The organism is Acuticoccus mangrovi, assembly GCF_016411865.1.
Classification (GTDB): Bacteria; Pseudomonadota; Alphaproteobacteria; order Rhizobiales; family Amorphaceae; genus Acuticoccus; species Acuticoccus mangrovi.
On record NZ_JAEKJA010000007.1, the window covers coordinates 435,676 to 454,044 of the forward strand.

The following is an 18,369-nucleotide window of genomic DNA, read 5'->3' on the forward strand; positions in this document are numbered from 1 at the left end:
AGGGAAGGGACGGCCGATGAGCGAGGCGCCGATCTTCGATGGCGATCTTAAGGTCCTCGGCGCGGAGGAGGAGGCCGGCGTCGTGATGATGACGCTCGAGAGCCCGCCGCAGTTCGCCGGCGCGCGGCCCGGTCAGTTTCTGCTCGCGAGCGCCAACCGGCCCGGCGCGCCGCTTCTCGGCCGGCCGCTCTCCATCCTGTCGGTGGAGCCGGAGCTGCGCTTCGGTTTCGGCATCGTGGGCGCCGGGACACGGGTGCTCGCCGAGGTCGCTGCGGGTGAGACGGTGCACGTGGTCGGCCCGCTCGGCCACCCCTTTCCCGACCTTGCCGACGATGTCTTGATCGTCACCGACACCTCCCATTTCGGCACGCTTCTGGCGCTGGCGGAGGAGCGCGACATCGCCGGCCAGCGGCTCAACGCGGTGTTCGTGACGCGGCCCGACGACGCGCCGGCCGGGGCGGTGGGCGCGGCCGAGCAGGACAGCTTCGTCCTCTCGCTGTTCGCCGGGGTATGCAACGATCTGATCGCGACGCCGCTCGACGGGCTCGAAGCCGCGCTCGACGAGATCGGCCCCGCGATGATCGCGGCCGGCGCCTCGGACACGGTGATGGCTCGGCTGCAAGCCTACGCCGAGGCGCGTTCGATCCCCGGCCACGCGGCGCTCCAGGCGCCGATGGCGTGCGGCATCGGCGCCTGCCTCGTCTGCATCCGCCGGCTGCGCTCGGGCGAGGTGATCAACGTGTGCGAGGGGCCCGTCGCGCCGCTCGACGCGCCGGTGTTCGCGTGAGCGCCGTCGACCTCTCCGTCGATATCGGCGGCCTCAGGCTGAAGGCCCCGGTGGTGCCGGCGTCCGGCACCTTCTCCTACGCGCACGGGCGGATCTTTCCGCTCGGCCGCCTCGGCGCGCTGGTGCCGAAGACGGTGATGCCGGAACCGCGGCCCGGCCACCCGGCGCCCCGCCTCACCGAGGAGGCGGGCGGCCTCGTCAACGCCATCGGTATTCCCTCGGTGGGCACCGACGCCTTCATCGCCGACGTGCTGCCGCGCTATCGCGACCAGGGCGCGCCGATCGTGGTCTCGGCGTCGGCCGACCGGGTCGATGCCTTCGCCGCCCTCGTCGCGCGCCTGTCCGGCGAAGGGCTCGGCGCGATCGAGCTCAACCTCTCCTGCCCCAACCTCGAGGCGGGCGGGCGCGCCTTCGCCCTCGATCCCGACGAGACGCACCGGGCGGTCGCCGCCTGTCGCGCCGCGACCGGGCTGCCGCTCTGGTGCAAGCTCTCGCCCAATGCGGGGGCACCGGTGGAGGTGGCGAAGGCCGCGGTGGCGGCCGGGGGCGACGCGCTCATCGTGTCGAACACCATGCTCGCCCTCGCCCTCGACGCGGAGGGGCGGCCGCGCCTCGCGAACCGCACCGGCGGCCTCTCCGGCGCCCCGGTGAAGCCCGTCAATCTGCGCATCGTCGACGAGATCGCCTCCGCCCTCGACGTGCCGATCATCGGCTGCGGCGGCGTCGCGAGCCTCAAGGACGTGCTCGACTATTTCGCAGCGGGCGCCTCCGCCGTCGCCGTGGGGACGGCGACCCTTTCGCGCCCTTCCACCATGATCCATCTTATCGACGCCCTCGCCGACTATTGCCTGACCCACGGCGTCGGCGTCCGCGACCTCATCCGGAGAGCCTCTTGAGCGACCAGATCACCCTTCGCCGCCCCGACGACTTCCATCTCCACCTGCGCGACGGGGCGATCCTCGAGGCCGTCGCCGGCGCGTCGACGGACTTTGCCCGCGCCATCGTCATGCCCAACCTCGTGCCTCCGCTGACGACGGCGGCGATGGTGGCCGACTATCGGGCGCGGATCGAGGAGGCGCTGCCCGAAGGGGCGCGCTTCGAGCCTTTGATGACGCTTTATCTCTGCGACGACACGAGCCCGGAGGAGATCGACGCCGCCGCCAATGTCTGCACCGCGGCGAAGCTCTACCCCGCCCACGCCACCACCAACTCCGCCTCCGGCGTCAACGACATCGAGGCACTGACGCCGGTGCTGGAGCGGATGGCCGAGCGCGGCCTTCTCCTCCTCATCCACGGCGAGGTGACGGACCACGCGGTGGACATCTTCGACCGCGAGGCGGTGTTTTTGGAGCGGGTGCTTGATCCGCTGCGCCGCCGGGTGCCGGAGCTGAAGGTGGTGCTCGAGCACGTCAGCTCGCGCACCGGCATCGACTACGTGATGGCGGGCGGCGAGAATCTCGCCGGCACCATCACCGCCCACCACCTGGTGATCGACCGCAACGACCTCCTCGCCGGGGGCATCCGGCCGCACAACTACTGCCTGCCGGTGGTGAAGCGGGCCGAGGATCGCGAGGCGCTGGTGGCGGCCGCGACGTCCGATCATCCGCGCGTCTTCTTCGGCTCCGACTCCGCGCCCCATACCGATCCGAAGAAGCTCGGCCCCTGCGGCGCGGCGGGCTGCTTCACGGCGCCGGTCTCGCTGCCGATCCTCGCCGAGGTGTTCGAGCGCGCCGGAGTGCTCGACAAGCTGGAGGGCTTCGTCGCCGAAAAGGGCGCCGCCTACTATGGGCTCGGCGCCAACGAGGGCACGGTGAGCCTGGTGCGAACCGACCCCTATCAGCTTCCCCCGATCGCGACGCCCGACGGACCCATCGCGATGTTCGATCCCGGCTTCGCCCTCACCTGGCGGGTCGCCTGATGCCGCACGCGAAGAGGAGCCCCACATGCTGACCGTCCCGATCGCGAGCCGCGAGGACGTCGCACGCGTCGCGGCGCGGGCGCTGATCGAGGTGCAGGCAGTGCATCTGCGCCCCGACGAGCCGTTCACCTACACCTCGGGCCTCAAGTCGCCGGTCTATGTCGACTGCCGCAAGCTGATCGGCTTTCCGCGGCTGCGCTCGATGCTGATGCAGCTCGGCGTCGGCACCATGGTGCGCGAGGTGGGGCTCGAGCGCTTCGACGCGGTGGCGGGCGGCGAGACGGCGGGCATCCCCTTCGCCGCCTGGATGGCCGACATCATGGGTCTGCCGATGCAATATATCCGCAAGGCGCCCAAGGGGTTCGGCCGGAACGCCCAGATCGAGGGCCACTTCACCGAAGGCCAGCGGACGCTGCTGGTGGAGGATCTCGCCACCGACGGGGGCTCCAAGATCCGCTTCCTGAAGGCGCTGCGCGACGCCGGGGCGGAGGTGTCGCACTGCTTCGTCGTCTTCCACCACGACATCTTCCCCGACAGCCACGAGCGGATGGCCGCGCACGGGCTGAAGATCCATGCGCTGGCGCGCTGGTCGGACGTTCTGAAGGTGGCGGCGGATGACAAGACCTTCGATCCGGACCTCATCGCCGAGGTCAACGCCTTCCTCGCCGCCCCGCTCGCCTGGAGCGGAGCGCGCGGCGGCATCGACAGGCTCGAGCCGGCCGGCTGAGGCGCCGGCCGGTCGCCTCCGGCCAGAAGATTGTTGACGCAATCTGTAACGGACCTCATACAGCTTCAGAACGTACTCGGGGCCTTGGTGGGGCGACGGTGAGGCTAGCAACCGATCCTTTGAAGACCCAGAAGGTGTATCTCCTGCTGCGCGATCAGATTGCCACGGGCGATCTGCCGGCGGGGTCCCGCCTTCCGGGCGAGCCGAGCCTCGCGGTCGACTTCAACGTCTCGCGCGTCACCATCCGCCGTGCTCTCGCCCGCTTGGCGGAGGAGGGGATGGTGGAGCGCCGCGCCGGCTCCGGCACCTTCGTCAAGGGCGAGAAGCCCAAGGTGCACGCCGTCATCGCGGACGTCGCCAACGTGTTCGGCCATCTCATCGAGATGGGCCGGTCGACCGACGTGCGGCTGTTGTCCTTCGAATATATGCGCCCGCCGGAGGTGGTGCGCGACGCGCTCCACCTCGCGGTGGACGAGCAGGTGCAGCGCTCGACGCGCGTGCGCCTCGTCGACGGCGTCGCCTTCTCCTACCTGACCGCCTACGTGCCGGAGCGGATCGGCCGGGTCTATTCGGAAGCCGATCTCGCTCAGATGCCGCTGTTGGAGCTGATGGAGCGGACCGGGTTGCGCTCGGAGGAGGCGCGGCAGGAAATCAGCGCCGTGCTCGCGGGACCGGACGTCGCCGAGGCGCTCGACGTCGACGTGGGGGCGCCGCTGGTGTCGCTCACCCGCGTGGTCTACGGGCCGCAGGAGCAGGGGATGGAGTATCTCCACGCCCTCTACCGGCCGGATCGCTATACGCTGCAGATGGATTTGGTGCGCACGGGGTCGAAGTCGGCCCGCCACTGGAGCCCGACGGTGCGGGCGCGACCGCGCACGGTGCGCCGTCAGCGGGTCGCCGCGAAGAAGCGCTGATCGCACCGGCGGCGCGCGCTCCCCGTCTCGGGGGATGATGCCCGGCCGCCGCGGCGGTAGGGGGCGACGCCGCCCGGAGGCGACGCCGTTTCGTTGTGTTGCATGGGCCTGCTCGTCGGCACGGATCAGCGGCAGAAGCGGCGGGGCTGAAACACGTAGCTGCCGAAGTAGGGATCCCAGAGCCGGACGCGCTTGACGTAGCAGCGGCGGTGATGCGGGCGGTACCAGCCGTGGCGGTGACCGTGGAAGCGGTGGCCGTGGCGATGGCCGTGATGGCGGTGGCCGTGATGCTTCTTGTGCCCCACCTGTTGGATCCCGGAGTCCACGGTGCCCGACTGGGACAGATTGGCCGTGGCGAGCGGGGCGGCCTGCGCGGCGCCACCGACCGCGAGAGCGCCGAGGCCGATGGCGATCGCGGTACCGAAGGCGATCATACGAGTCTTCATGGTCATTGGTCATCTCCTTGATTTTGTTTCCTGTCTCCGGAACCTCCCGGCGACAGGATGGAGATGGTGAGCCCTCGAAGGGGCTCACGTGACCACGGTCACAGGATGCGCCATTGGCGGGTGGAGGGGTCTCGTCCGCTCCGCCGACGCCTCAGCGATAGATCAGCGTCGGCAGCCAGAGGGTGACCGCCGGGATGAAGGTGATGAGGAGGAGCACCAGCCCGAGCGGGATCAGGAAGGGTGCCGTGGCGGTGACGCAGCGCTCGAACGGCACGCCCGACACCCGCGAGAGCACGTAGAGCACCATCCCGATGGGCGGCGTCAGCAGGCCGATCATCAGGTTGAGCACCATGATGACGCCGAAGTGGACCGGGTCGACGCCGACGCTGACGGCGATCGGCAGGAGCACCGGCACGAGGATGGTGATCGCCGCCACCGTCTCCATGAAGCAGCCGACCACCAGGAGGATCAGGTTGATGAGGATCAGGATGACGATGGGGTTGTCCGACGCGCCGAGGAGGAGCGAGGCGAACTGCTCCGGCAGGCGGTTGGAGGTGAGCACCCAGGCGAAGATCGAGGCCGCGGCGACGATGAAGAGCACCACGGCGGTGGTCTCGATGGTGTCGAAGGAGACGCGCAGGAAGCGCTTCCACGACAGCGTGCGGTAGACCACGAGGCCGAGGATCAGTGCCCAGACGCAGGCCGCGATCGCCGCCTCCGTCGGCGTGAACGCGCCGGTGAGGATGCCGCCCACGATGATGACGGGGGTGAGCAGCGACAGGAAGGCCTGGCGGAAGGTGGTGCCGAGGCGAACGATCGAGAAGCGCTGGTCGCGCGGGTAGCCGCGCACGCGGGAGTAGTAGGCGACCATGATCATCAGCGCCACGGCCATCACGAGGCCCGGGATGAAGCCGGCGGCGAAGAGCTGGCCGATCGAGGCGCCGGCGACGACGCCGTAGATCACCATCGGCAGCGAGGGCGGGATGATCGGGCCGATGGTGGAGGAGGCGGCGGTGATGCCGACGGCAAAGCCGGGGTCGTATTTGGCGTCGCGCATCGCCTTGATCTCGATGGCGCCGAGGCCGCCGGCGTCGGCGACGGCGGCGCCGGACATGCCGGCGAAGATCACCGAGGCGCCGATGTTCACGTGGCCGAGGCCGCCGCGCATCCACCCGATCAGCGCCTTGGCGAACTCGAAGATGCGCTCGGTGATGCCGGCGGTGTTCATGAGGTTGCCGGCGAGGATGAAGAACGGCACGGCGAGGAGGGGGAAGGAATCCACGCCGTTGATCATCCGGTGGGCGACGACCATCTCGGGCACCTGGCCCGTGACGGCGATGAAGATGGCGGACGAGCCGGCGAGCGCGATGGCGACCGGGAAGCCCAGCGCGATGGCTCCGAACAGGAGCCCGAAGAGGATGACGAATTCCATTCAATCCATCGAGGGCGTGGCGGTGTGCCGCTCAGGGTCGATGAGGCGGCTCGTGCCGGTGACGAGGTGGCGGATCGCGACGAGGACGGCGTAGAGCGTCATGGCGGCGAAGCAGACCGCGACGCCCCAGTAGACGTACGCTTTGGGCACGTCGATCGAGACCATCATCTGGAAGGTGCGGCCGGCGAGCTGCACGGTGCACCAGGTGAGGAAGCCGTAGAAGGCGACCGCGGTGAGGTCGACGATGGTCTGAAGCACCCGGCGCAGACCCCGCGGCATCCAGCGATAGAGGATCTCCACCGCGATGTGGCTGCTTTTGCGCACCGCCATGACGGCGCCGATGAAGGTCACCGCGATGAGCAGGAAGCGGGCGATCTCCTCGGTCCAGCCGAGCGAGTTGTTGAGCACGTAGCGGGTGAAGAACTGCAGGAAGACGACGCCCGCGAGCGCCCAGAAGACGACGAGCACGATGCCGTCGTCCCATTGGAGATCGGACAGGTCGATCTCCTCCTCTTCGGCGGGAAGGGCCGGTTCTGTAGTCATCGAGGCCTCGATCGCAGAGGGGGAAGCCGGCCCGCCCGGGCGGCGGGCCGGGTCGTCCTATTGGATCGCCTGGAGGCGGTCGTAGGTGTCCTGGTCCCAGGTGGCCATGTCGCCGTTGTGGAGCTTCATGGTGGCTTCGCGGAACGGGGTGCGGTCGACCTCGTTCACGTTGACGCCCTGGTCGCGGAACCACTGAACGAGGTTCTTCTCGTTCTCGATGATCTGGTTCGTGGCGCACTCGGCGGTCTCGTCGAGCACCTTGTCGAGGGCGGCCTTGTCCTCGTCGGAGAGCTGGTTCCAGCGCGGCCCGCCGACGATGGTGAGGAGGGCGTCGGTGATGTGGCCGGTGAGGTTGATGTCCGACTGGACCTCGTAGAACTTCTTCGCCTGGATGGTGGGCAGCGGGTTTTCCTGCGCGTCCACCGTGCCCTGCTGCAGGGCGAGATAGACCTCGGCGAAAGCGATCGGCGTCGGATTGGCGCCGACGGCGCGGGGGAACATCATGTAGAGCGGGGCGTTCGGCACGCGAATCTTCATGCCCTTCATGTCCTCGGGCTTGAGCACGGGCTTGTTCGAGGTCACGTGGCGGGCGCCGTAGTAGGTCACCGAGGTGATGTGGTTGCCGGTGGCCTTCTCGTAGCCGTCCGCAAGCTCCTGGAAGAGGTCGGAGTTGCGATACTTGTCCCAGTGGTCGAAGTCGCGGAACATGAACGGCGCGCCGCCGATGGCGACGGGGCCGTAGGCGCGGCCGGCGAAGAGCTGGCCGGTGTAGATGACGTCGACGGTGCCGAGGCCGAGGCCCTCGTTGATGTCGACCTCCTTGCCGAGCGAGGAGGCGGGAAACACCTCGAAGCCGTAGCGGCCGTCGGTGGCCTCCATGAGCTTGTCGCTCGCGGCGACGGCGCACGTGTGATAGGGCTCGCTCGCCTCGTAGACGTGCGCGAACTTCAGCATGGTCTGTGCCGAGGCGGCGAGCGGGGTGAGCGCGGTGGCGGCCACCGCCGCGAGCGCGAGAATGGTCCGGTGGGCCATCAAGAATACCTCCCAAGTGATACGGACTTTTGCCGCTTGCTGCGGAGGCTAGTGCAAAGTTCTGTCGTGCTCAACCCGCTTGGGCTATCGTTTTACATTCGGTATTTCTGCGATTTTTCGAGTCCCGATACCGTCTCCGTGCTGAGGGCGCAGGACATCGTTCCGCGAAACGCTGAGTTTGCGGAAAAGCAACTTCACAACCGGCCGGCCGCGCCCCGAAGGGACGGCTGGTTCGTGGCGTCAGCCGCCGAAGGCGAGCTGGACCTTGACGGCGCGCGCCCGGTCGCCGGCGAGGGCGAAGGCCGCCTCGGCGTCGGCGAGGGGCAGCGTGCCGGTGAGGATCGGCGTGACGTCGATGCGGCCGCCGTCGATCATGCCGGCGGCCTCGCCAAACTCCGCGTGGAAGCGGAAGGAGCCCTTGAAGGCGATCTCCTTGGCGACGATGAGGTTGAGCGGCACGGTGATGTCGGCGGCGATACCGACCTGCACCATGGTCCCGGTGGCGGCGACGCACTCCACCATGGAGCGGATCGCGGGCGCGGCGGCGGTGCACTCGAAGCCGACGTCGAAGGTGCCCTTGTCGGCCGCGTAGACGGAGAGGGCGTCGCTCTCGGCGACGTTGACGGTCTCGTCGGCGCCCATCGCCTCGGCGACGGCGAGGGGAGCGGCGGCGAGGTCGGTGGCGACGATCCGCGCCGCACCGGCCGCCCGCGCCACCGCCACCATCAGGGCGCCGATGGGGCCGGCACCGGTGACGAGCACCTTGGCGCCGAGGAGGCTCGGGGCCTGGTGGGCGGCGTGGAGGCACACCGAGAGGGGCTCCACGCATGCCGCGGCCGCGGCGCTTGCGTTGGGCATCGGGACGGCCCGTTCGGCCGGCACCGTCATCAGATCGCGGAAGGCGCCGTTCTCGTGCGGGCGGAACATCGCCGAGCCGAGGAAGCGCATCTCGAGGCACTGGTTCTGCTTGCCGGCGAGGCAGAAGCGGCAGCTCCCGCAGGGGCGCGACGGGTTGACCGCCACGAGATCGCCGACGGCGAGGCCGCCGACGCCCGCGCCCAGCGCGGCGATGCGCCCGGAGGCCTCGTGGCCGAGGATGATCGGGTCGCGCACGATCGCCGAGCCCGCCCGGCCGGCATGGAAATAGTGAAGGTCGGAGCCGCAGATGCCGCCTCGCTCCATGGCGATCAGCACGTCGCCGGGCCCGGGCGCGGCGACGGGCTCTTCCTCGACGCGAATGTCGTGGACGGCGTGGAGGCGAAGGACGCGCGTTGCGGTCATGGCTCAATCCATCAGGAGGCTGGGCAGCCAGGTGGCGGTGGCCGGCACGTAGGAGACGAGCAGGAGCACGGCGATGTTGGCGATGAGGAAGGGGACGATCGCCTTCACCACCGGCGCGAGCGGCAGCCGCGCGATGTTGGCGCAGACGAAGAGGCACACCCCGACCGGCGGCGTGGTGAGGCCGAGCATCAGGTTCAGCACGGCGAAGGTCGCGAAGTGGAGCGGGTCGATGCCCACCGCCGTCGCGAGCTGGAGGAGCGGCACGAAGAGGATGATCAGCGCCGCGATCGTCTCCATGAAGGTGCCGATGAAGAGGAGCAGGATGTTGATGAGGAGGATCACCAGGAACTTGTTTTCGGTGATCGACAGGACGCCCGCCGCGATTGTCTGGGGAATGCGCTCGGAGGCGAGGATCCAGCCGAACACGTTGGCGAAGCCGACGAGGGCGAGGATCGCCGCGGAGGAGACGGCGCTGTCGACGATGATCGACGGGATCTTCTTCAGCGGCAGCTCGCGGTAGACGAAGAGGCCGACGATGGTGGCGTAGATGCAGGCGACGACCGCCGTCTCGGTCGGGGTCGCGAGGCCGGAGAGCAGGCCGCCGATGATGAGGGCGGTCATGGCGATCGCCCAGAAGGCGGAGGCGAAGGCGCGGCCGAGCTCGCCGAGCCCCTGCCACGGCTCGCGCGGGAAGTTGCGCCGCCGGGCGATGAGGTAGCAGGCGATCATCATCGCGATGCCCATCAGGACGCCGGGGATGGCACCGGCGAGGAACATGCGCCCCACCGAGATGCCGGAGAGGGCGCCGACGATGATCATCGGCACCGAGGGCGGGATCATCGGCCCGACGGTGGAGGAGGCGGCGGTGACGGCCGCGGAGAAGGCGCCGGGATAGCCGGCCTTCTTCATGCCGGGGATCATCATGCCGCCGATCGAGGCGGCGTCGGCGACGGCGGTGCCGGAGATGCCGCCGAACAGCATGGAGCCGGCGATGTTGGTGAGGCCGAGGCCGCCGCGCATCCAGCCGACGAGGGCGGTGGCGAAGCGGATGATCCGCTCGGTGATGCCGCCGCTGTTCATCAGGTTGCCGGCGAGGATGAAGCCGGGGATGCACAGGAGGACGAAGACGTCGATGCCCGCGTACATCTTCTGCGGGATGACGGCGAGCGGCAGGCCGGTGAAGAGGATGTAGCCGAACGAGGCGAGCCCCAGCGACACCGCCACCGGCACCCCGGCGGCAAGGGCGACGACGAAGCCGCCGATGAGGACCACGACGTCCATCAGTGCCGCTCCTCGTGGGCGAGGGCCTCGGGGCTGTCGCCCATCGGCAGGCCGTCGTCGTGGCCGCGCAGCATGCCCCAGATCCTGAGCGCGGCGAAGACTCCGAGGAGGGCGAGGAGGACGAGCATCGAGGCGTGGATGTAGGTCATGCGCCAGCCGAGGGCGGGCGAGGTCTGGAACGCGCCGATGGAGGTGAAGCGCCAGGCGGCCGACATGAGGGCGAGCGACAGGACGAGGACGGCGGCCGCCGAGAGGAGGCGCAGGAGCCAGGCGAAGGGGCGCGGCATCGCCTCGGCCACGAGGTCCACGTTGACGAGGTCGCCCGTGCGCAATGCGAGCCCGGTGCCGAAGGCGGCGAGATAGAGGAGGGCGAAGCGGGTCAGCTCCTCCGTCCACACCGGCGAGGAGCCGATGGTGCGCCCGACCACCTGCACGGTGACCGACAGGAGGAGGACGCCGAAGGCGCCGCCGGTGCCGACACGGCAGATCAGGGTGAACCAGCGGGCGACGCGCTGGTCGAAAGGCATGGCGTCCGGCCGTGGGGATCGGTCACTCATCGCAAGTTGCGCTTCTTCCTGCCACGTGAGGGTGGCCGCGCGGGAAGAGTCCGCACGGCCGTCGGATCGTCGTCGAGACGTCGGATCAGTCGTTGAAGAGCTGCTCGACGGTCGGCTTGATCTCGTCCGACACGTTGGCGAGCACGGCGTCCTTGGCCTTGGCGGCGAAGGCGGCGCTGTCGACCTCGACGAACTCCATGCCCTTGTCCTGCAGCTCCTTCTTCAGCGCGTCCTCATCGGCGAGGAAGAGCTCGCGCTCGTAGGCCTGTGCCGCCTTGGCGGCCGCGGCGACCGCCTCCTGATCCTCCGGCGAGAGCTGGTTCCAGGTCATCTCGCTGATGACGAGATAGATCCAGGAGCGCACGTGTTCGGTGAGGTTCACGTAGTCCTGCACTTCGTTGAAGTTGGCGGACTTGATGAGGGCGAGCGGGTTTTCCTGGGCGTCGATCGTGCCGTTCTGGAGCGAGGTGAAGACCTCGGAGAAGGCCATCGGGGTGGGCTGGGCGCCGAGGGCGGCCCATACGTCGACGAAGAGCGGCACGTTGGGCACGCGCAGCTTCAGCCCGTCGAGATCGTCGGGGGTCTTGATCGGGCGGTTGGAGGTGAGGTTGCGCGGACCGCGGGCGAAGTAGGCGAGCGGGCGGACCTGGGCGCGCTCGATGATCTGATCGACGATGGCGTCGCCGATCTCGCCGCCGGCGACCGCGTCCATCTCCTCGAGCGACCCGTAGGCGTAGGGCACGGCGAGGAGGGCGGCCATGGGCGCCCAGTTCTGCAGGCTCTCGCCGGTGATCGTCATGTCGGCGGTGCCGAGCTGCATGCCGTTGATGAGGTCCATCTCCTTGCCGAGAGACTCGTTGGGATAGACCTCGACGACGATGCGGCCGTCGGTGTTCGCCTCGACCTCTTCGGCGAACTTCAGCGCGGCCTTGTGCCAGACATTGTCCTCGTTGGCGAGGTGGCCGAGCTTCAGGGTGCGCTCCTGCGCCAGGGCGGCGCCGGAAAGGGTGGCAAGGGCCGCCGCGAGCGCGGTGGCGCCCAGGATGAGCTTCGTGCGGTTCATGTTGTATCCTCCCGTTGCGTGCGACGCGACCGGCGCAGGGGGCCGGAGCGCGGGTTGCGGTCCCGCTGGAAAAGGGCGGGGTGTCGTTCGGCGATCAGCCGGACCGATCGCAGAATCTCGGTGAGATGCTCGCGCATCACCGCGATGGCGGTGTCGCCGTCACCTCTTGCGAGCGCGTCGGTCACGGCGCGGTGCTGGCCGATCAGGCGGCGGCAGTGGAAGTCTTCCATCGAGAGGTAGCGGACGCGGTCCATCTGGGCCTTCACCGTGTCGATCATGGCGTAGGCGTCGGCGCCGCCGGCGAGTTCGGCGAGGGTGCGGTGGAAGGCCTCGTCGAGGGCGAGGAAGCGGGTGGGGTTCTCGCTCGCCACCTCCTGAGCGGCGATCAGCTTCTGGAGCGGCCGCGCCCGCTGGCCGAGCGGGCCGGTGGCGGCGATGCGGCGCAGGAGCTCCACCTCCACCGCCTCGCGCACCAGGCGGGCGCCGTGGATGATCTCCTCGTCGATCGGGCAGACGAGGGTGCCGCTCTTGGGGCGCACCTCCACGAGGCGGGCCTGGGCGAGGCGGATGAAGGCCTCGCGCACCGGCTGACGGCTCACCCCGTAATGGCGCGACACCTCGGCCTCCGACAACACGTCTCCGGGCGACAATTCGCACCGCACGATCGCCTCGCGCAGCGCGTGCGCGACGCGTTCGGCGCCCGACGGGCTGTCGGTCGTCCCTTCGGCGAGCGGAGTGGCCTCGGTCATCGCGTTCTTGCCCTTGCCAATGGGTCAGGACGCTTGCATTAGTCTTCCATACTAGTCAACCTTCCATACAAGTTTTCGGGAGAGGTGGAATGCTGCACACTTGGCGTTGGTTCGGGCCGCAGGATCGGGCGAGCCTCACGGACGTGCGGCAGGCCGGAGCCGTGGGCGTCGTCACCGCTCTCCATCACATTCCCGAGGGCGTCGTCTGGAGCCCCGAGGAGATCGCCAAGCGCAAGGCGATGATCGAGACGGACGGGGGCGAGCCCACCGGCCTCACCTGGGTGGTGGCGGAGAGCCTGCCGGTCTCGGAGGACATCAAGCGCCAGGTCGGCGACTACAAGGCCCACTTCGCCGCCTATCGCGAGAGCCTCGGGAATCTCGCGGCGGCGGGGGTGACGGTGATCTGCTACAACTTCATGCCGGTGCTCGACTGGACGCGCACCCACCTCAACTGGCGCCTACCCCACGGGGGCACCGCGATGCGTTTCGACCTCGTCGACTTTGCCGTGTTCGACATCCACCTCGCCGCGCGGGCCGGGGCGGCGGAGGCGCACGGCGCCGCGCTCGCGCAAGCCGCCGAAGAGCGCTTCGCGGCGATGAGCGAGGCGCGCAAGAAGGAGCTCGCGGCCGCCATCACCGCCGGCCTGCCGGGGTCGGACCGCACCCTGACGCTCGACGACGTGAAGGCGGCGATCGCCACCTATGACGGTGTCGACGCCGACCGGCTGCGTCGCCACATGGCCGACTTCCTCGCCGAGGTGGTGCCGACCGCCGAGCGGCTCGGCGTGCGCCTCTGCTGCCATCCGGACGACCCGCCCGTGCCGCTCCTGGGCTTGCCCCGCATCGTCTCCACCGAGGCCGACTATCGGGCGATGCTCGATGCCGTCGACAGTCCGGCGAACGGGGTGACGCTCTGCTCCGGCTCGCTCGGCGCGCGCGCCGGCAACGATCTGCCGGGCATGATGGCGCGGCTCGGCGACCGGGTGCACTTCCTCCACCTCCGGAACGTGCGGCACGAGCCGGGGCCGGGCACCGCGCCCTATACGAGCTTCCACGAGAGCGACCATCTCGACGGCGAGGTGGACATGGTGGCGCTCGTCGCCGCGGTCCTCGCCGAGGAGGCGAAGCGCGCCGCCGCGGGCCGCGCGGACGCGGTGATCCCGATGCGTCCCGACCACGGCCACGACCTCGCCGACGACCTGAAGCGCGGCGCCCAGCCGGGCTATCCGACGGTCGGGCGCATCAAGGGGCTCGCCGAGCTGCGCGGGGTGGAGGCCGCCCTAAGAGCGGTGCGACGATGACGGGCCGGCTCGACGAGGACACGCGGCTTCCACCGACCGTCCGCGCGCCGGCCTACGATCGGCGCCGCGTCAACTGCGGCGTCGTCCATATCGGCGTCGGCGCCTTCCACCGGGCCCATCAGGCGGTCTACACCGACGACGCCATTGCCGCAGAGGGTGGCGACTGGCGCATTCTGGGCGTGAGCCTGCGCCGGCCGGACGCCGCCGCCGCGCTCAACCCGCAGAGCGGGCTCTACTCGCTGATCGAGCGCGGGGCGGACGTGCCGGTGCGCGTGATCGGCAGTCTCGGCCGCGTGCTCGGGCCCCTCGCCACCCATCGCGGCGCCATCATGGCCGCGCTGACCGATCCGGCGACGCGGGTCGTCACGATCACCGTGAGCGAGAAGGGCTACGGGCGGGACGCCGTGACGGGCGGGCTCGACGACACCGACCCCGCCGTGATGGGCGACCTCATGCGGCGGCGCAGCGGAGTGATCGAGGAGCCGCAGAGCCTGCCGGGGCTGATCGGGGCGGCGCTCCTCCTGCGCCACGAGGAGGGGGTCGCCCCGTTCACGACCCTGTCCTGCGACAATCTCCCGGAAAACGGTGCCGTCCTGCACCGCCTCGTGACGGAGATCGTCCCGCGCGGCGTCCGCTCGATGATCGCCGACGCGGCCTTTCCCTCCTCGATGGTCGATCGCATCACGCCGGCCGCGACGGCGGCGACGCGGGCCGACGCGGCCGCCGCCCTCGGCGTGGAGGACGCCGCGGCGATCGAGACCGAGCCGTTCAGCCAGTGGGTGATCGAGGACCGCTTCCCCGCCGGCCGGCCGGCCTGGGAGGCGGGTGGCGCGCTCTTCGTGTCCGACGTCGTGCCCTACGAGCGCATGAAGTTGCGCATGCTGAACGGCGCCCACTCGCTGATCGCCTATATCGGCACCACCGAAGGGCTGCCGCTGGTGCGCGACGTGCTCGCCGTGCCGCAATATGAGGAAGCGGTACGTGCGCACTTCGCTGCGGCCCGGGCAACGCTCGCGCCGGTGCCGGGCGTCGATCTCGACGCCTACGCCGACGCTCTGGTGACGCGCTTCAAGAACCCCGCCATCGCCCATCGCACGGCGCAGATCGCGATGGACGGCACCGAGAAGCTCGGCCCGCGCATCTTCGAGCCGGCGCTCGTCGCCCTCGCCGGGCGGACACCCATTGACGCTTTCGCCCGGGTGGCGGGGTTGTGGATGACCCATGCCGCCCGCGCCTCGGCGGCCGGCACGCTCGACGATCCGCGCGCCGGCGAGATCGCCGCGGCACTCCGCGGCGCCGACCCGCTGTCGGGCCTCGCCAAGGCGGCGGCGATGCCGATGGAGCTGCGCAAGGCGCCCGAGTTCTGGGATCGCGTCGTCGCCTCCGCCCAACTCTGAGAGCGAGCCCCTACGGCGCGCTGCGCCCGCTGGCCCTCCGCCGCGGCGATCGCCCACACCTATGGGGCACGCGGTGGCGAGTGGGTGCCGCTCTCATCGGCCGCACTCGTGGAGAGCCCGAGTCGGGCGCCGTGCCGGCGGGCGGGTGGGGCGCAGTCGTCGCCGGCTATTCGACGGTGGGCGGGGGAGAGGGCGGCAGCATGTGGTAGCCGCGGCCTTCGTAGTCGAACTCATGGAGCCTGTTGACGGGCGTCGCCTTGTCGACCGGCGAAGCGTAGTAGGCGCGGATCTCGGCGATCTTGGTGACGCCCTCGTTGAAGACGTACCACTCGTCGCCGCGCAGGGCCTCGCCGACGGCGGTCTTCCAGTGGGTCCACTCGATCACCGCTTCGCGGCCTTGCGGGCCGGTGAGGATCTTCTCGATGGTCCATCGGCTGCCGAGCGTCTTCACGCACCAGAGCCAGCCGTCGGCGATGGCCTCGGCGCCGCGCCACGGGGCGCCGGGCAGCCCCGGCGGGAAATAGTGCACCGCGTCCGGCGTGAAGCAGTCGACGAGGCCGGCGTGGTCGGCGTCGTTGCACATGCGGAAATAGTGCAGGATCAGCGCTTCGGCGCGGGCCGCGGGATCGCGAAGGCCGGTGAGGATGTCGGCGGTTCTCAAAGGGTGTGGCCCTCCCGCTTCCAGGCTTCGAACTCGGCGAGCGTCGCCTCGTCGGCGGGATAGGTTCCCCAGAGCGGCGCGCCGGCGTCGATCTTGGTGAAGAGGAATTTTTCGCGCAACTCCTGTTCGACCCCGGCCTCGGCTATCTCCTCGGCGAGGTGCCGGGGGATCACCGTCACGCCGTCGGCGTCTCCCACCACGATGTCGCCGGGATAGACGGCGACGTCGGCGCAGCCGATCGGCTCCTGCATCGCCACCGCGCGGTGAAAGGCGGGGCGGGTCGAGGCGGTGTTCGCCCGGCAGTAGGTGGGGAAGTCCATCGCCGCGATCTCGGTGCCGTCGCGAAAGGCCCCGTCGGTGACCGCGGCGGCGACGCCCTTCCGCATCATCCGCGTCATCAGCATGTTGCCGGCGGAGGCGGCGCGCGGGTCGTTGCGCGAATCGATCATCAGCACGGCCCCCGCGCCGATCGTCTCGACGGCCTCCCACTGCATGTTGTCCTCGCCCCGCTTCTTGAGGTCGCCAAGGTCCCAGTCCTTGTCCTCCCGGCTCGGGATGAAGCGCAGGGTGAAGGCTTCACCCGCGAACGGCCCCGCCTTGGGATTGAGCGGGGTGAGCCCCACCAAAAATTGCTGGCGGAAGCCGCGGCGGAAGAGCTGCGTCGTCAGCGTCCCCTGGCTGCACTTCTTGAGTTTCGCCAGAGTGTCGGCGGTGATCGCCATGAAAGCCTCCTATCCGGTGACGCCGATGGGCCAGGGGGCGAACTCTTCTTCCCCCACCCCAAGCGCCTCGCTCTTCGACCTCTGCCCCGAGGCGACGGCGAGGATCTTGGCGAAGATCTCCTCGCCCATCTCCTCGAGGCTCTTGGTGCCGTCGATGACGGTGCCGCAATTGATGTCCATGTCGCCGGTCATGCGCTCGTACATCGGCGTGTTCGTGGCGAGCTTGATCGTGGGCGCGGGGTAGGAGCCGAAGCAGGAGCCTCGCCCCGTGGTGAAGCACACGAGGTTGGCGCCGCCGGCGATCTGGCCCGTCGCCGAGACCGGGTCGAAGCCCGGCGTGTCCATGATGACGAGGCCGTGCTCGGTGACGGGCTCGGCATATTTGTAGACGGCGTTGATCCCCGTCGAGCCGCCCTTCTTCGAGCCGCCGAGCGACTTTTCGATGATGTTGGCGAGCCCGCCGGCGTTGTTGCCGGGGGAGACGCGCCCGTTCATCTGGGTGTCGCGGCCGCGGTTGTATTCGAGCCACCACTCGATGCGCTCGATGAAGCGCTTGCCCACCTCCGGCGTCTTGGCGCGGGCGGTGAGGGTGTGCTCGACGCCGTAGAGCTCGGGCGTTTCGGACAGGATCGCCGTCCCCCCGTGGCGCACCAGGATGTCGACCGCCTTGCCGAGCGCGGGGTTCGCCGAAAGCCCGGAAAATCCGTCCGACCCGCCGCACTGGAGGCCCACCAGGATGTGCTCGGCCGACGAGGGCACCCGCTCGATGACGTTGGCGAGCGGCAGCATTTCGCGCACCGCGGCCTTGCCGGCGTCGATGGCGGCCTTGGTGCCGCCGAGGCCCTGCATCGAGACGGTGTGCAGCATCTTGCCGGCGGCGAGGCTCTCCTTCTCGAAGAACTCCTGGAGATTGTTGCGCTCGCAGCCGAGCGAGCACACCACCGCGCCCGCGACGTTGGGATGGCGGATGTAGCCCGCCAGCGTGCGGCGGAGGAGATCCATGGGCTCGCCGGTCATCTCCATGCCGCAGCCCTGCTCGTGCACGAAGGGGACGACGGCGTCGACGTTGGGGAAGTCTTCGAGGCGGTCCTCGTCGAAATAGTTGGCGATCTTACGGGCGACCGTCGCCGAGCAGTTCACCGTGATGAAGAGGCCGATGACGTTGCGCGTGCCGACGCGGCCGTCGGCGCGGCGGTAGCCCATGAAGGTGGCCCGTTCGTCGGGCGGCAGGAGCTCGGTCGGGCGGTAGTCCTCGCCGTAGCGGTAGTCTTTCTCGAAGCCGTCCATCAGCACGTTGTGGGAGTGCATCCAGGTGCCGGGCGCGATGTCCTCGCCGGCGAAGCCGATGATGGTGGCGTATTTCAGCACCGGCTCGCCCTTGGCGATGGGGCGGGTCGCGATCTTGTGGCCGAAGGGGACGTCTTGAAGCGTCGTCACCTCTTCGGAGCCGATCGTCGTGCCCGCCGGCAGCGCCTCGCGGGCGACGACCACGTTGTCGGCCGGATCGAGCCGGATGACGGGATCGTTGGGGCGGGTGGGGGCGTCGAGAGTGGGCATT

The 18,369-nt window shown here is 69.7% G+C and carries 19 protein-coding genes; 7 read left to right on the plus strand and 12 right to left on the minus strand.

What is annotated here, in order from left to right; translation table 11 throughout:
• Positions 1-16: 16 nt before the first annotated feature.
• From JCR33_RS11230 to JCR33_RS11250, 5 genes are all read left to right on the plus strand, one after another.
• Complete coding sequence (locus JCR33_RS11230) at positions 17-787, plus strand: iron-sulfur cluster-binding protein (RefSeq protein ID WP_198882138.1); 771 nt, start codon at positions 17-19, stop codon at positions 785-787.
• Positions 784-1,683, plus strand: a complete 900-nt coding sequence (locus tag JCR33_RS11235) for a dihydroorotate dehydrogenase (protein WP_198882139.1) — start codon at positions 784-786, stop codon at positions 1,681-1,683. Before JCR33_RS11230 ends, JCR33_RS11235 begins: the two co-directional genes overlap by 4 nt.
• Entirely contained in the window at positions 1,680-2,705 is a 1,026-nt protein-coding gene (pyrC, locus tag JCR33_RS11240) for a dihydroorotase (RefSeq protein ID WP_198882140.1), read from the plus strand. Before JCR33_RS11235 ends, pyrC begins: the two co-directional genes overlap by 4 nt.
• Before the next feature lie 25 nt (positions 2,706-2,730).
• Complete coding sequence (locus JCR33_RS11245; RefSeq protein ID WP_198882141.1) at positions 2,731-3,432, plus strand: orotate phosphoribosyltransferase; 702 nt, start codon at positions 2,731-2,733, stop codon at positions 3,430-3,432.
• Between the two features lie 98 nt (positions 3,433-3,530).
• Positions 3,531-4,346: a GntR family transcriptional regulator gene (locus tag JCR33_RS11250; protein WP_198882142.1), complete on the plus strand. Its 816-nt coding sequence runs from the start codon at positions 3,531-3,533 to the stop codon at positions 4,344-4,346.
• A gap of 125 nt (positions 4,347-4,471) precedes the next feature.
• Here JCR33_RS11250 and JCR33_RS11255 read toward each other — a convergent pair whose 3' ends face one another.
• From JCR33_RS11255 to JCR33_RS11295, 9 genes are all read right to left on the minus strand, one after another.
• Complete coding sequence (locus tag JCR33_RS11255) at positions 4,472-4,798, minus strand: hypothetical protein (protein WP_198882143.1); 327 nt, start codon at positions 4,796-4,798, stop codon at positions 4,472-4,474.
• A 145-nt stretch (positions 4,799-4,943) separates the two neighbouring features.
• The gene (locus JCR33_RS11260) at positions 4,944-6,224 is read right to left on the minus strand and encodes a TRAP transporter large permease (protein WP_198882144.1); all 1,281 of its coding nucleotides are present in this window, start codon (positions 6,222-6,224) and stop codon (positions 4,944-4,946) included.
• The gene (locus JCR33_RS11265) at positions 6,225-6,767 is read right to left on the minus strand and encodes a TRAP transporter small permease (protein WP_198882145.1); all 543 of its coding nucleotides are present in this window, start codon (positions 6,765-6,767) and stop codon (positions 6,225-6,227) included.
• Between the two features lie 57 nt (positions 6,768-6,824).
• The gene (locus tag JCR33_RS11270) at positions 6,825-7,799 is read right to left on the minus strand and encodes a sialic acid TRAP transporter substrate-binding protein SiaP (protein ID WP_198882146.1); all 975 of its coding nucleotides are present in this window, start codon (positions 7,797-7,799) and stop codon (positions 6,825-6,827) included.
• A 240-nt stretch (positions 7,800-8,039) separates the two neighbouring features.
• A complete protein-coding gene (locus JCR33_RS11275) occupies positions 8,040-9,080 on the minus strand; it encodes an L-idonate 5-dehydrogenase (RefSeq protein ID WP_198882147.1) in 1,041 nt (346 codons plus the stop codon).
• Positions 9,081-9,083: 3 nt separating this feature from the next.
• Positions 9,084-10,361 (minus strand): TRAP transporter large permease, encoded by a 1,278-nt coding sequence (locus JCR33_RS11280; RefSeq protein WP_198882148.1) that lies wholly within the window; start codon positions 10,359-10,361, stop codon positions 9,084-9,086.
• On the minus strand, positions 10,361-10,918 hold the full coding sequence (locus tag JCR33_RS11285; protein ID WP_232372487.1) for a TRAP transporter small permease: 558 nt from the start codon (positions 10,916-10,918) through the stop codon (positions 10,361-10,363). Before JCR33_RS11285 ends, JCR33_RS11280 begins: the two co-directional genes overlap by 1 nt.
• Positions 10,919-11,003: 85 nt before the next feature.
• Complete coding sequence (locus tag JCR33_RS11290) at positions 11,004-11,981, minus strand: TRAP transporter substrate-binding protein (protein WP_198882149.1); 978 nt, start codon at positions 11,979-11,981, stop codon at positions 11,004-11,006.
• On the minus strand, positions 11,978-12,730 hold the full coding sequence (locus JCR33_RS11295) for a GntR family transcriptional regulator (RefSeq protein ID WP_198882150.1): 753 nt from the start codon (positions 12,728-12,730) through the stop codon (positions 11,978-11,980). The genes JCR33_RS11290 and JCR33_RS11295 overlap by 4 nt, the downstream gene beginning before the upstream one ends.
• Before the next feature lie 89 nt (positions 12,731-12,819).
• Here JCR33_RS11295 and uxuA point away from each other — a divergent pair, with 89 nt between their 5' ends.
• A complete protein-coding gene (gene uxuA, locus JCR33_RS11300) occupies positions 12,820-14,031 on the plus strand; it encodes a mannonate dehydratase (RefSeq protein ID WP_198882151.1) in 1,212 nt (403 codons plus the stop codon).
• Positions 14,028-15,428, plus strand: a complete 1,401-nt coding sequence (locus tag JCR33_RS11305; protein ID WP_198882152.1) for a mannitol dehydrogenase family protein — start codon at positions 14,028-14,030, stop codon at positions 15,426-15,428. Before uxuA ends, JCR33_RS11305 begins: the two co-directional genes overlap by 4 nt.
• Before the next feature lie 166 nt (positions 15,429-15,594).
• Here JCR33_RS11305 and JCR33_RS11310 read toward each other — a convergent pair whose 3' ends face one another.
• The 3 genes from JCR33_RS11310 to JCR33_RS11320 are packed head-to-tail and all read right to left on the minus strand — an operon-like array spanning position 15,595 to position 18,368.
• Positions 15,595-16,089 carry a nuclear transport factor 2 family protein gene (locus JCR33_RS11310; RefSeq protein ID WP_198882153.1) on the minus strand — a complete coding sequence of 165 codons (495 nt, stop codon included), beginning with the start codon at positions 16,087-16,089 and terminating at the stop codon, positions 15,595-15,597.
• Entirely contained in the window at positions 16,086-16,811 is a 726-nt protein-coding gene (locus JCR33_RS11315; protein WP_198882154.1) for a ribonuclease activity regulator RraA, read from the minus strand. The genes JCR33_RS11310 and JCR33_RS11315 overlap by 4 nt, the downstream gene beginning before the upstream one ends.
• 9 nt (positions 16,812-16,820) lie before the next feature.
• The gene (locus JCR33_RS11320) at positions 16,821-18,368 is read right to left on the minus strand and encodes a UxaA family hydrolase (protein ID WP_198882155.1); all 1,548 of its coding nucleotides are present in this window, start codon (positions 18,366-18,368) and stop codon (positions 16,821-16,823) included.
• Position 18,369: the final 1 nt, after the last annotated feature.